The organism is Intestinirhabdus alba (assembly GCF_009711095.1).
Taxonomy (GTDB): Bacteria; Pseudomonadota; Gammaproteobacteria; order Enterobacterales; family Enterobacteriaceae; genus Intestinirhabdus; species Intestinirhabdus alba.
Map to the genome: position 1 here is coordinate 120,250 of NZ_WMJZ01000005.1, position 13,355 is coordinate 133,604.

Annotated in this window: 14 protein-coding genes; 10 read left to right on the forward strand and 4 right to left on the reverse strand. The window is 57.9% G+C overall.

What is annotated here, in order from left to right:
• The first annotated feature begins 71 nt into the window (after positions 1–71).
• The 8 genes from rbfA (at position 72) to mtr (ending at position 8,666) form a co-directional block, all read left to right on the forward strand.
• Positions 72–473 carry a 30S ribosome-binding factor RbfA gene (gene rbfA / locus GJV78_RS05495; RefSeq protein ID WP_155107379.1) on the forward strand — a complete coding sequence of 134 codons (402 nt, stop codon included), beginning with the start codon at positions 72–74 and terminating at the stop codon, positions 471–473.
• The gene (gene truB, locus GJV78_RS05500; RefSeq protein WP_155107380.1) at positions 473–1,417 is read left to right on the forward strand and encodes a tRNA pseudouridine(55) synthase TruB; all 945 of its coding nucleotides are present in this window, start codon (positions 473–475) and stop codon (positions 1,415–1,417) included. Before rbfA ends, truB begins: the two co-directional genes overlap by 1 nt.
• Before the next feature lie 153 nt (positions 1,418–1,570).
• A complete protein-coding gene (gene rpsO, locus GJV78_RS05505) occupies positions 1,571–1,840 on the forward strand; it encodes a 30S ribosomal protein S15 (protein WP_000059466.1) in 270 nt (89 codons plus the stop codon).
• Between the two features lie 243 nt (positions 1,841–2,083).
• Entirely contained in the window at positions 2,084–4,219 is a 2,136-nt protein-coding gene (gene pnp / locus GJV78_RS05510; RefSeq protein ID WP_155107381.1) for a polyribonucleotide nucleotidyltransferase, read from the forward strand.
• 107 nt (positions 4,220–4,326) lie between these two features.
• The gene (nlpI, locus tag GJV78_RS05515; protein ID WP_155107382.1) at positions 4,327–5,211 is read left to right on the forward strand and encodes a lipoprotein NlpI; all 885 of its coding nucleotides are present in this window, start codon (positions 4,327–4,329) and stop codon (positions 5,209–5,211) included.
• Positions 5,212–5,318: 107 nt separating this feature from the next.
• Positions 5,319–5,399 (forward strand): protein YrbN, encoded by an 81-nt coding sequence (gene yrbN / locus GJV78_RS05520; protein ID WP_010723222.1) that lies wholly within the window; start codon positions 5,319–5,321, stop codon positions 5,397–5,399.
• Complete coding sequence (gene deaD / locus GJV78_RS05525; protein WP_155107383.1) at positions 5,392–7,269, forward strand: ATP-dependent RNA helicase DeaD; 1,878 nt, start codon at positions 5,392–5,394, stop codon at positions 7,267–7,269. The genes yrbN and deaD overlap by 8 nt, the downstream gene beginning before the upstream one ends.
• A 152-nt stretch (positions 7,270–7,421) precedes the next feature.
• Entirely contained in the window at positions 7,422–8,666 is a 1,245-nt protein-coding gene (gene mtr / locus GJV78_RS05530; RefSeq protein WP_155107384.1) for a tryptophan permease, read from the forward strand.
• A 45-nt stretch (positions 8,667–8,711) separates the two neighbouring features.
• On the opposite strand, the gene GJV78_RS05535 is transcribed toward mtr, so the two are convergent.
• From GJV78_RS05535 to ubiU, 3 genes are all read right to left on the reverse strand, one after another.
• Positions 8,712–9,719 (reverse strand): luciferase-like monooxygenase, encoded by a 1,008-nt coding sequence (locus tag GJV78_RS05535; protein ID WP_155107385.1) that lies wholly within the window; start codon positions 9,717–9,719, stop codon positions 8,712–8,714.
• A 155-nt stretch (positions 9,720–9,874) separates the two neighbouring features.
• Positions 9,875–10,753, reverse strand: coding sequence for a U32 family peptidase (locus GJV78_RS05540; RefSeq protein ID WP_155107386.1), 879 nt, complete (start codon positions 10,751–10,753; stop codon positions 9,875–9,877).
• Between the two features lie 8 nt (positions 10,754–10,761).
• A complete protein-coding gene (ubiU, locus tag GJV78_RS05545; protein WP_155107387.1) occupies positions 10,762–11,757 on the reverse strand; it encodes a ubiquinone anaerobic biosynthesis protein UbiU in 996 nt (331 codons plus the stop codon).
• Between the two features lie 220 nt (positions 11,758–11,977).
• Between ubiU and ubiT the strand changes: the two genes are divergently transcribed.
• Both ubiT and GJV78_RS05555 read left to right on the forward strand, forming a co-directional pair.
• Positions 11,978–12,502: a ubiquinone anaerobic biosynthesis accessory factor UbiT gene (ubiT, locus tag GJV78_RS05550; protein WP_167519389.1), complete on the forward strand. Its 525-nt coding sequence runs from the start codon at positions 11,978–11,980 to the stop codon at positions 12,500–12,502.
• Positions 12,496–12,999 carry a GNAT family N-acetyltransferase gene (locus GJV78_RS05555; RefSeq protein WP_155107388.1) on the forward strand — a complete coding sequence of 168 codons (504 nt, stop codon included), beginning with the start codon at positions 12,496–12,498 and terminating at the stop codon, positions 12,997–12,999. Before ubiT ends, GJV78_RS05555 begins: the two co-directional genes overlap by 7 nt.
• On the opposite strand, the gene GJV78_RS05560 is transcribed toward GJV78_RS05555, so the two are convergent.
• Positions 12,986–13,288, reverse strand: coding sequence for a GIY-YIG nuclease family protein (locus tag GJV78_RS05560; RefSeq protein ID WP_155107389.1), 303 nt, complete (start codon positions 13,286–13,288; stop codon positions 12,986–12,988). The two genes, GJV78_RS05555 and GJV78_RS05560, sit on opposite strands and share 14 nt — an antisense overlap.
• Between the last annotated feature and the right edge of the window lie 67 nt (positions 13,289–13,355).

Consider the following 13,355-nt stretch of genomic DNA (forward strand, 5'->3'; position numbering starts at 1 on the left):
GAAGCGAAGCGCCACCCGGCAATAATTTTTAAAAGGGGCTTAGGGCCCCTTTTTTGTCTGGAGAATTTATTATGGCGAAAGAATTTGGTCGCCCGCAGCGCGTGGCGCAGGAGATGCAAAAAGAGATCGCAATTATCCTGCAGCGCGAAATTAAAGATCCGCGCCTGGGGATGATGACCACCGTTTCTGGCGTTGAGATGTCCCGCGATCTGGCCTATGCCAAAGTGTATGTCACCTTCCTGAACGACAAAGATGAAGAGGCCGTTAAGGCGGGCATCAAAGCGCTGCAGGAGGCTTCCGGCTTTATCCGCTCGCTGCTGGGTAAAGCGATGCGCCTGCGCATCGTGCCGGAGCTGACCTTCTTCTATGACAACTCGCTGGTTGAAGGGATGCGCATGTCTAACCTGGTGACCAACGTGGTGAAACATGACGAAGCGCGTCGTGTGAACCCGGACGACAGCAAGGAGGAGTGATGAGTCGTCCTCGTCGTCGCGGCCGCGACATTCACGGCGTGCTGCTGCTGGATAAGCCGCAGGGCATGTCCAGCAATGACGTGCTGCAGAAGGTAAAGCGCCTCTACAATGCCAACCGTGCCGGGCACACCGGCGCGCTGGACCCGCTGGCCACCGGCATGCTGCCCATTTGCCTCGGAGAAGCGACCAAGTTTTCCCAGTACCTGCTGGATTCCGATAAGCGCTATCGCGTGGTCGCCCGCCTTGGACAGCGCACCGATACCTCTGACGCCGACGGCCAGATTGTGCAGGAGCGGCCGGTGGCCTTTAGCCCGGAGCAGCTCGCGAGCGCGCTGGAGGCGTTTCGCGGCGATATTCAGCAGGTGCCGTCGATGTATTCGGCGCTGAAGTACCAGGGCAAAAAGCTCTACGAATATGCTCGCCAGGGGATTGAAGTTCCGCGTGAGGCGCGGCCAATTACCGTCTATGAGCTGCTGCTTATTCGCCACGAAGGCTGCGAGCTTGAGCTGGAAGTTCACTGTTCAAAGGGCACCTATATCCGCACCATTATTGACGATCTGGGCGAAACCCTGGGCTGTGGCGCGCACGTTACCTCGCTGCGTCGCCTGGCGGTCAGCCGCTATCCGGCGGAGCGGATGGTCACGCTGGCGCATCTGCAATGTCTTATGGAACAGGCGGAGCAGCAGGCTATTCCGGCGGCGCAGCTGCTGGATCCTTTGCTGATGCCGATGGACAGTCCAGCTTCGGACTACCCCGTCGTTAATCTTCCGTTAACATCTTCTGTCTACTTTAAAAATGGTAATCCGGTGCGCGCCGCCGCCGCGCCGCAGGAAGGATTAGTACGTGTAACGGAAGGCGAAGAGGGCCGCTTTATCGGCATGGGCGAGATCGACGATGAAGGCCGCGTGGCACCTCGTCGGCTGGTGGTTGAGTATCCGGCATAACGCCGGTGCGTCTTGCGATAACGGGGCGCGACGAGTAGAATACCGCCGCTTAACGTTACGCAAATTTTTCAACAGTAAGTTCGCGTGGCGTACACTGGGATCGCTGAATTAGAGATCGGCGTCCTTTCATTCTTAATACTTTGGAGTTTTAAAATGTCTCTAAGTACTGAAGCTACAGCTAAAATCGTTTCTGAGTTCGGTCGTGACGCAAACGACACCGGTTCTACCGAGGTTCAGGTTGCGCTGCTGACCGCGCAGATCAACCACCTGCAGGGTCACTTTGCCGAGCATAAAAAGGATCACCACAGCCGTCGTGGTCTGCTGCGCATGGTTTCTCAGCGCCGTAAGCTGCTCGACTACCTGAAGCGTAAAGATGTTGCACGTTATACTCAGCTGATCGAGCGTCTGGGTCTGCGTCGCTAATTTTTGCGAGTTTCAGAAAGAGGGGGCCTGTGTGGCCCCTTTTTTCAAACGGACGGCAGCAATTCACTGGAAACTAATGTATTGTTGCTATGAATGATCTTTTGTCGCAGAGGTTCGCGCGGCTAATGAGAGGCTTTACCCGTAGACGGGTCAGGGTTGTCATTAGTCGCGAGGATGCGCTGAAGATCGGGTATTAACGACGGTGCCGCGTTGCGTCGTCAAAAATTGAAAAAGGATATGACTTTGCTTAATCCGATCGTTCGTAAATTCCAGTATGGCCAGCATACCGTGACGCTGGAAACCGGCATGATGGCGCGTCAGGCAACTGCCGCCGTAATGGTTAGCATGGATGACACCGCGGTATTCGTTACCGTTGTTGGCCAGAAAAAAGCGAAACCGGGCCAGGATTTCTTCCCCCTTACCGTTAACTACCAGGAGCGTACCTACGCAGCTGGTCGTATTCCGGGCAGCTTCTTCCGTCGTGAAGGCCGCCCGAGCGAAGGCGAAACGCTGATCGCGCGCCTGATTGACCGCCCGGTACGTCCGCTGTTTCCGGAAGGCTTCGTTAACGAAGTGCAGGTTATTGCCACCGTGGTGTCCGTGAATCCGCAGGTTAACCCGGATATCGTGGCGATGATTGGCGCTTCCGCCGCGCTCTCTCTCTCCGGCATCCCGTTCAACGGTCCGATCGGCTCCGCGCGGGTGGGCTACATCAATGACCAGTATGTGCTGAACCCGACCCAGGATGAGCTGAAAGAGAGCAAGCTGGATCTGGTGGTTGCCGGTACTGAAGCCGCCGTGCTGATGGTTGAATCCGAAGCCGAGCTGCTGAGCGAAGACCAGATGCTGGGTGCCGTGATGTTTGGCCACGAGCAGCAGCAGGTTGTTATTCATGAAATCAATGAATTGGTGAAAGAAGCCGGCAAGCCGCGCTGGGACTGGCAGCCGGAAGCGGCCAATGAAGCGCTGAACGCGCGCGTGGCCTCCCTGGCTGAATCCCGCCTGAGCGATGCTTATCGCATCACTGACAAACAGGAGCGTTACGCTCAGGTTGACGTCATCAAATCTGAAACTATCGATACGCTGATTGCGGAAGATGAAACCCTGGACGCGAATGAACTGGGCGAAATCCTGCACGCCATCGAGAAAAACGTCGTACGCAGCCGCGTGCTGGCAGGCGAACCGCGCATCGACGGCCGTGAAAAAGACATGATCCGTGGTCTGGACGTGCGCACCGGCGTGCTGCCTCGCACTCACGGCTCCGCGCTGTTTACCCGCGGCGAAACCCAGGCGCTGGTCACCGCAACCCTGGGCACCGCGCGCGACGCGCAGAACCTCGACGAGCTGATGGGCGAGCGTACCGACAGCTTCCTGTTCCACTACAACTTCCCTCCGTACTGCGTCGGCGAAACCGGCATGGTCGGCTCTCCGAAGCGTCGCGAAATTGGTCATGGTCGCCTGGCGAAGCGCGGCGTGCTGGCGGTCATGCCGGATATGGACAAATTCCCGTACACCGTTCGCGTGGTGTCTGAAATCACCGAATCCAACGGTTCGTCCTCTATGGCCTCCGTGTGCGGCGCTTCCCTGGCGCTGATGGACGCCGGCGTGCCGATCAAAGCCGCCGTTGCGGGCATTGCGATGGGGCTGGTGAAAGAAGGCGACAACTTCGTTGTACTGTCTGACATTCTCGGTGACGAAGATCACCTGGGCGATATGGACTTCAAGGTGGCGGGTTCCCGCGACGGTATCTCTGCGCTGCAGATGGATATTAAAATTGAAGGCATCACCAAAGAGATCATGCAGGTTGCGCTGAATCAGGCGAAAGGCGCGCGTCTGCATATTCTGGGCGTAATGGAGCAGGCGATCAACGCGCCGCGCGGCGATATTTCTCAGTTCGCTCCGCGCATCCATACCATCAAGATCAGCCCGGATAAAATCAAAGACGTTATCGGTAAAGGCGGCTCTGTTATCCGTGCGCTGACCGAAGAGACCGGTACGACCATTGAAATCGAAGATGACGGCACCGTGAAGATCGCGGCCACCGACGGTGAGAAAGCGAAACACGCTATCCGTCGTATCGAAGAGATCACCGCAGAGATCGAAGTGGGTCGTATCTATAATGGTAAAGTGACCCGGATCGTTGATTTCGGCGCGTTCGTGGCCATTGGCGGCGGTAAAGAAGGTCTGGTGCACATCTCTCAGATTGCCGACAAGCGCGTTGAGAAAGTGACTGACTACCTGCAGATGGGCCAGGAAGTGCCGGTAAAAGTTCTGGAAGTCGATCGCCAGGGCCGCGTACGTCTGAGCATTAAAGAAGCAACTGAGCAAACTCAATCCGCTGCTGCGCCGGAAGCGTCAGCCAGCCAACAGGGCGAGTAAGGTTGTTGATTGCCCCTCGCCCAGCGCGAGGGGACTTTAACCTGGCAGGATGCCATGTTAGCAACCGAGGAACAGGACGTTCTTAATCGTTGTCTTCGGGAGTGGAAATGAAGCCTTTTTTGCGCTGGTGTTTCGTTGCGACTGCACTCACGCTGGCGGGATGTAACCATTCTGCCTGGCGTAAGAGTGAAGTTCTCGCGGTGCCACTGCAACCGACTTTACAGCAGGAAGTGATTCTGGCACGCATGGAACAAATTCTTGCCAGTCGGGCTTTAACCGATGACGAACGCGCGCAGCTTTTATATGAGCGCGGAGTGTTGTATGATAGTCTTGGTCTGCGGGCACTGGCGCGAAATGATTTTTCACAAGCGCTGGCAATCCGACCAGATATGCCGGAAGTATTCAATTACTTAGGCATTTATTTAACGCAGGCAGGCAATTTTGATGCTGCCTATGAAGCGTTTGATTCTGTACTTGAGCTTGATCCAACTTACAACTACGCGCATCTCAACCGCGGCATCGCTCTGTACTACGGCGGTCGCGACAGATTAGCGCAAGATGATCTGCTGGCGTTTTATCAAGACGATCCCAACGATCCTTTCCGTAGTCTGTGGCTTTATCTCGCCGGGCAGAAGCTCGATGAGAAGCAGGCTAAGGAGGCGCTGAAACAGCGCTTCGACAAATCGGATAAAGAACAATGGGGATGGAACATTGTCGAGTTCTACCTGGGCAACATTAGCGAAGCAACGCTGATGGAGCGCCTGAAGGCGGACGCAACGGATAACACCTCGCTCGCTGAGCATCTCAGTGAAACCAACTTCTATTTAGGTAAGTATTACCTAAGTCTGGGGGATTTGGACAACGCTAAGGCATTGTTCAAACTGGCGGTGGCTAACAACGTTCATAACTTTGTTGAGCACCGATATGCATTGTTGGAATTATCGCTCCTGGGCCAGGACCAAGATGACCTGGCAGAATCGGACCAGCAATAGCTGACGTACACATCAGCCCGTAATCATTTTTTGATTGCCATCACCTTCACGGGTGAGGGCGTTGTTGTTCGTTAATACACCTACTTTGAGCCGGTTCACACTTTTCAATGAAAATTGCAGATCAATTTCATGATGAGTTATGTAGACTGGCCGCCATTAATTTTGAGGCACACGTACTACATGGCTGAATTCGAAACCACTTTTGCAGATCTGGGGCTGAAAGCTCCTGTCCTTGAAGCCCTTACCGATCTGGGTTACGAAAAACCATCTCCAATCCAGGCAGAGTGCATTCCGCATCTGCTTGAAGGTCGCGACGTGCTGGGCATGGCCCAGACGGGCAGCGGCAAAACCGCAGCGTTCTCCTTACCGCTGCTTAACAATCTCGATCCTGAGCTGAAAGCGCCGCAAATTCTGGTGCTGGCACCGACCCGCGAACTGGCGGTGCAGGTTGCTGAAGCCATGACGGATTTCTCTAAACACATGCGCGGCGTGAACGTGGTTGCCCTGTACGGCGGCCAGCGTTATGACGTGCAGCTACGCGCCCTGCGTCAGGGGCCGCAGATCGTCGTCGGTACGCCGGGACGTCTGCTCGATCACTTAAAACGCGGCACGCTGGACCTGTCTCGCCTGAGCGGTCTGGTGCTGGATGAAGCGGACGAAATGCTGCGTATGGGCTTCATCGAAGACGTTGAAACCATTATGGCGCAGATCCCGGAAGGGCATCAGACCGCGCTGTTCTCTGCCACCATGCCGGAAGCGATTCGCCGCATTACCCGCCGCTTTATGAAAGAGCCGCAGGAAGTGCGCATTCAGTCCAGCGTGACCACCCGCCCGGACATCAGCCAGAGCTACTGGACCGTCTGGGGGATGCGTAAAAATGAAGCGCTGGTGCGTTTCCTGGAAGCGGAAGATTTTGATGCGGCAATTATCTTTGTCCGCACCAAAAACGCGACCCTGGAAGTGGCCGAAGCGCTGGAGCGCAGCGGCTATAACAGCGCCGCGCTGAACGGCGACATGAACCAGGCGCTGCGCGAGCAGACCCTGGAGCGACTGAAGGATGGTCGCCTGGATATCCTGATTGCCACCGACGTAGCGGCCCGTGGCCTCGACGTTGAGCGCATCAGCCTGGTGGTAAACTACGATATCCCGATGGATTCCGAGTCCTACGTTCACCGTATCGGCCGTACCGGTCGTGCGGGTCGCGCCGGCCGCGCGCTGCTGTTCGTTGAGAACCGCGAGCGTCGCCTGCTGCGCAATATCGAACGCACCATGAAGCTGACTATTCCGGAAGTAGAACTGCCGAACGCCGAGCTGCTGGGCAAACGCCGTCTGGAAAAATTCGCCGCGAAAGTTCAGCAGCAGCTGGAAAGCAGCGATCTGGACCAGTACCGTGCGCTGCTGAGCAAGCTGCAGCCGGCTGCGGAAGACGAAGGGCTGGATATGGAAACCCTGGCCGCGGCGCTGCTGAAGATGGCGCAGGGCGAACGCCCGCTGATCCTGCCGCCGGATGCGCCGATGCGTCCTAAGCGTGAATTCCGTGACCGCGACGATCGTGGCCCGCGCGATCGTAACGATCGGGGGCCGCGTGAAGATCGTCCGCGTCGTGAACGTCGTGACGTTGGCGATATGCAGCTGTACCGCATTGAGGTGGGCCGTGACGACGGTGTTGAAGTGCGTCATATCGTTGGCGCGATCGCTAACGAAGGCGATATCAGCAGCCGCTACATTGGCAATATCAAGCTGTTCGCCTCCCACTCCACCATCGAGCTGCCGAAAGGTATGCCGGGCGAGGTTCTGCAGCACTTCACCCGTACCCGCATTCTGAACAAGCCGATGAATATGCAGCTGCTGGGCGATGCGCAGCCGCACACCGAGCGCCGCGGCGGCGGCCGCAGCTTTGGCGGCGAACGCCGTGAAGGTGGCCGCAGCTTCGGCGGTGAGCGTCGTGAGGGTGGACGCGGTGGTGAAGGCCGTCGTTTCAGCGGCGAGCGTCGTGAAGGTCGCGGCCCGCGCCGTGATGACGCTACCGGTCGTCGTCGTTTTGGCGGTGATGCCTGATTCCGCGACTTCGCCGAACCATAGCGTAAAGTAAGCTATACAGCCCCGACAGATAATATCGGGGCTTTTTTTATTTTAATTGTACTCGTGTACTGGTACAGTGCAGCATACTGTGCTGTTATAGCCGAACAAATAACGGGAGAAATCGCTGTATGGCCATATTAACCACCACCCACACCTCGCCTTCACTGCTCGGCGGCGTGGTGATTATCGGCGGCACCATTATTGGTGCAGGGATGTTCTCCCTGCCGGTGGTTATGTCCGGAGCGTGGTTCTTCTGGTCGATGGCGGCGCTGGTTTTCACCTGGTTCTGCATGCTGCACTCGGGGCTGATGATCCTCGAAGCGAATCTCAACTACTGGATCGGCTCCAGCTTTGACACCATCACTAAAGATCTGCTGGGCAGGGGCTGGAATGCGATCAACGGCGTTTCTATCGCCTTTGTGCTTTATATCCTGACCTACGCCTATATTTCGGCCAGCGGCTCGATTTTGCACCATACGTTTACGGCGCTGTCGCTGAACGTGCCGGCGCGGGCGGCGGGCTTTGGCTTTGCGCTGCTGGTGGCGTTTGTGGTGTGGCTGAGCACAAAGGCGGTGAGCCGGATGACGGCCATTGTGCTGGGGGCGAAGATTATTACCTTTTTTCTGACCTTCGGCAGCCTGCTGGGGCATATAACGCCGGTCACGCTGTTTAACGTGGCGGAAAGCCATGCCAGCTATACGCCCTATCTGCTGATGACGCTGCCGTTTTGCCTGGCCTCGTTTGGCTACCACGGCAACGTGCCGAGCCTGATGAAGTATTACGGCAAAGATCCGCGCACCATTGTGAAATGCCTGGTATACGGTACGCTGCTGGCGCTGGTGCTGTACAGCGTCTGGCTGCTGGGGACGATGGGCAACATTCCGCGCCCGCAGTTTATCAGCATCGCGCAGCAGGGCGGTAACATCGACGTGCTGGTACAGGCGCTGAGCGGCGTACTGAACAGCCGCAGTCTGGATGTGCTGCTGGTGGTATTCTCCAATTTTGCGGTGGCAAGCTCCTTTCTTGGCGTAACGCTCGGGCTGTTTGACTATCTGGCGGATCTGTTTGGTTTTGACGACTCGGCGGCGGGGCGTTTTAAAACTGCGCTGCTCACCTTTGTGCCGCCGGTTATCGGTGGCCTGCTGTGGCCGAACGGGTTCCTGTACGCCATCGGCTATGCGGGCCTGGCGGCCACTGTCTGGGCGGCCATCGTTCCGGCGCTGCTGGCGCATAAATCACGCGAACGCTTCGGCAGCCCGAAATTCCGCGTCTGGGGCGGGAAACCGATGATCGTGCTGATTCTGCTGTTCGGCATCGGCAACGCGGTGGTGCATATCCTGTCGAGCTTTAATCTGTTGCCGGTGTATCAGTAAAGTGTTCTCCCCCTCACCCCTTTGGAGTGAGGGGAATAAACCGCGCTATCCCAACAACTCGTGCTTCACATCCATCGCCAAATCGAAGGAATGCAACCGTGCCTGGCGATCGAAAATCTGCCCATTAACCATAATTTCGTCCGCCTGGGTTTCCCGCAGAATGGCTTCCAGCCCGTGGCGGACTTTGGCTTTATCACCGACCAGCGACATGCTCAGGGCCTGCTGCACGCCGTACTGTTCTGACGGCGACCAGAGCCGATCCCTGTTCTGGATGGGGGGCGGAAGCTGGCCGGTTTCACCACGGCGCAGTTTGACAAACGCCTGCTGCATCGAGGTAAACAGATACTCCGCGTCGCGGTTACTGTCGGCGGTGATAATATTGATGCACACCATTGCGTACGGCTTTTCCAGCCGTGCCGAAGGTTTAAACCGGGTGCGGTACAGATCCAGGGCCTGGAACAGCATATCCGGCGCAAAGTGCGAGGCGAAGGCGAAGGGCAGGCCGAGCTGCGCCGCCAGCTGCGCGCTGTAGAGGCTGGAGCCTAACAGCCACACCGGGATCGGCTCGCCGTAGCCCGGCACCGGGCGCACCGGGGGATTGGGATCGCGGGCGTCGAACCAGTCGATCAGCTCCGCCACGTCGCGAGGGAAATTATCGATATCACCCGCCATATGGCGACGCAGGGCATGCATGGTTGGTCCATCGCTGCCCGGCGCACGGCCCAGTCCCAGATCGATACGTCCCGGATAGAGCGTATTCAGCGTACCGAACTGTTCAGCGATCGTCAGGGGTGAGTGGTTCGGCAGCATCACGCCGCCGGATCCCAGATGCAGCGTGGCGGTATTCGCCGCCAGATAGCCAATCAGCACCGAGGTGGCGGCACTGGCGATACCGGTCATATTGTGGTGTTCCGCCAGCCAGTAGCGATGATAGCCGCGCTTCTCCGCAAGGCGGGCGAGCTCGAGAGAGCGCGCAAAGGCCTCTTTTGCCGAGGAGCCTTCGGGGATTGGTGCCAGATCCAGCACCGAGAAGGGAATGGTTTTGTCAGTCATAACGGCTCGCTTTGTTCCGGTTAATCTTTTCATACTGCATTAAAGATTAGCGAATGTTGTTAACAAAGTGAGCTTTATAGCAGCAGTGATGCGCACAAAACGCCTGATGGCGCTACGCTTATCCGGCCAGGCGCAGGCCGGATAAGGCGGTCAGGTTACGCCTGTAGTTCCAGGCCGGGCAGCCGCTTCCAGTAGCCGTTGCAGTCGTGCCGATTGGCAAGCGGCAGCGGCGCGGCCCCGTTTTCGTTGGCCCGGAAGGCCTCAAGCATGGCGAAGGTCTCCGCCCCCTGCGGCGACAGGCGGACAATATCCACCAGGCCCTGCATTGAAGGTAGCTCGTTGCCGAGGTTATAGATGTAGCCGCTCATGGTCTGAATACCGTTAAGCACGAACACCTGCTGATTCTCTTGAGAGCGCACGCTGCGCCCGTTCGGGTACTTGATGCAGCAGGTTTCGCACTCATCTTTTGGCCGGTCCTCCGAGCGGGCGGTAAAGCAGCGGGCGGAGTACGCCAGCGGCAGATGGCCGTAGCTCAGCACCTCTACCTCGAACCGGTCGCGGATGCCCAGTTCGTCGCATTGAGCGAGCAGGTTTGCCAGCCAGTCGCGGGAAAGCTCCACCGGCATGCACCAGCGCACCATTCCCTGCTTCAGCAGCAGGCGTAGCGTGACCGCGTTATAGCAGTTCAGGGCGTGCCCGGCGACAAAGGGCAACTTACGTTCAGCGCACAGATTCACCACCCCGAGATCGCTGGCCTCCAGCAGAAAATCCCCGTTTTCCACATAGCGCTTCAGCTCGTTCAGCTCAGAGGAGGCCTGCACCAGCGCCAGGGTGGAGAGCACCACCTGCTTGCCGCTGCCGGCGAGGGTTTTCGCCATACCGAGCCAGTCCCCCGTTCTGGTGGCCCGCCGTTTGCTGCACACCGCCTCGCCGAGGTAAATCACATCGGCGCGGCTGGCGGCCGCCTGCTGATAAAAATCTTCCAGCGTTTCTTTCGGCCAGTACCAGAGCACCGGCCCTAAGGAGTATTTCATTGCTTCTCTCACTGCCATTTACGGTGATACGCGCCAAGCGTGGTCTGGGTGCCTTCGGACATCGCGCCGAGCGTCTCCATCCAGGCGCTTTGTGGAACAAAGCTCTGGGGATCGGCGATGCAGCGGTCAATAGCCTGACGCCAGACTTTCGCCACCTGGCTGACGTAGGCCGGGCTGCGCTGGCGGCCTTCGATCTTCACTGAGGCGATATTCGCCGCCAGCAGCTCCGGCAGCAGCGCCAGGGTGTTGAGGCTGGTCGGCTCCTCCAGCGCGTGGTAGCGCGCATCGTCGACCAGATACCGGCCTTTACATAGCGTCGGGTAGCCGGCGTTTTCCCCCTCCTGATAGCGGTCGATTAGCACTTCGTTCAGGCGGGACTCCAGCCCCTGGGGCGTCTGCTGCCAGCGCACAAAGCGGGCCGGGGAGCAGGCACCGACGGTGTTCGGCGACTCGCCGGTAAGGTAAGAGGAGAGATAGCAGCGCCCCTCGGCCATAATACACAGGCTGCCAAAGGCGAATACCTCCAGCGGCACCGGCGTGACGCGGGCCAGCTGCTTCACCTGGTGGATAGAGAGAACCCGGGGCAGCACGACCCGCGCCACGTCAAAATGACGTTGATAAAAGGCAATGGCCTCTTCGTTGGTGGCCGATGCCTGAACGGAGACATGGCGCTCAATATGCGGATAGCGTTCTGCGGCATACTCCAGCATGGCGAGGTCGGCGAGGATCAGCGCGTCAGCGCCGAGCTGGGCCGCCATATCCACCGCGCGCTGCCAGCGGGCATAGCCATCCGGGTGGGCGAAAGTATTGATTGCGATGTGCAGCTTACGACGGTGCTGGTGGACAAAGCTCACCGCCTCCTGCAATTTTTTTTCGGTAAAGTTAAGGCCGGCGAAATGGCGGGCGTTGGTATCATCTTTTAGCCCGATGTAAACGGCGTCAGCGCCGTTCTCGATGGCCGCCTTCAGCGCCGGGAGATTTCCGGCAGGGCACAGCAGCTCCATAATTTTTCCTGCAGGTGGCGTCTTCGGGGACGCATATTTGTTAACGAACATAGATTTTAATTAACCTTGCTGCGACAATTTTTGATTTAAACCAGTTAAAGTCGTATTGCTTAAGCATGAGACAGGTTAACGGTTTCATAAAGAATTGTTGATTTACGCCGCTATGTCATTTATCTGATATGGCAAAATAGCGGAACTTTTGAAACAGGGAGTAAAACTCGTGTTGGATAAACTGCGTTCACGCTTAGTTCATGTCGGCCCGTCACTGATGAGCGTGCCGGTTAAGCTGGCCCCCTTCGCGCTGAAGCGTCAGGTGCTTGAACAGGTCCTGAGCTGGCAATTCCGCCAGGCGCTGGCGGACGGGGAGTTAGACTTCCTCGAAGGACGTTGGTTAAGCATTACCGTTCGCGATATTGGCCTCAGATGGTTTACCTCCGTGGAGAATGATCGGCTTATCGTCAGCCAGCACGCCGAGGCCGACGTCAGTTTCAGCGCCGATGCCGGCGATCTGCTGATGATCGCGGCGCGTAAGCAGGATCCGGACACGCTCTTTTTCCAGCGCCGGCTGGTGATTGAGGGCGATACGGAGCTGGGGCTGTACGTTAAAAATCTGATGGACGCCATCGAGCTGGAGCAGATGCCGAAAGCGCTGCGCGTAATGCTATTACAACTGGCGGACTTTGTTGAGGCGGGCATGAAAGGCTCGCCGGAAGCCAAACAGACATCGGTAGGTGAACCATGCTGATTCGAGTAGAGATCCCCATTGACGCCCCCGGCATAGACGCCCTGCTGCGTCGTTCGTTCAATGGTGACGCCCAGGCGAAGCTGGTTCATGATCTGCGAGAGGATGGCCTCCTGACGCTCGGCCTGGTCGCCACCGACGATGACGGTCAGGTGGTCGGCTACGTCGCCTTCAGCCCGGTGGACGTGCAGGGCGAGGATCTGCAATGGGTCGGCATGGCACCGCTGGCGGTGGATGAAAACTATCGCGGCCAGGGGCTGGCGCGCCAGCTGGTTTACGAGGGGCTGGATTCGCTTAACGAGTTCGGCTACGCGGCGGTGGTGGCGCTGGGGGAGGCGGCGCTCTATAGCCGCTTCGGCTTTGAGCTGGCCGCACACCACGATCTGCGCTGCCGCTGGCCGGGCACCGAAAGCGCCTTTCTGGTGCATCGTTTAGCGGAAGACGCGCTGGAAGGGGTCACGGGCCTGGTCGAATACCACGACCACTTTAATCGTTTTTAGGCATCGGGGTTTGCAGGCTGCTGAGCAGCGCCTCAAATCCTTCCCCCTCCGCCACCAGCCGCTCTTTTTGACGACGAGTGAGCTGCTTGACGCGATACTCTGCGCGCAGTGCCAGCGAGCGATCGCCCACCCGCGCAGAAAATGCCAGGGTCAGCTCGCCTTTTCCCCGCAGCGCTTTTGCGCCTTTACCGCTCTGGTGCTGCTTATAGCGGCGCGCCACGTCGGTGGTGATGCCGGTGTAGAGGGTGTCGTTGGCGGTGCGGATCAGATAGAGATACCAGGGCGTCATGGCGGCCTTCAGCGCGTTATGTTTCAGACGCCCAGTATATACCTCTAATTCGCAGAGCGGGACTGTG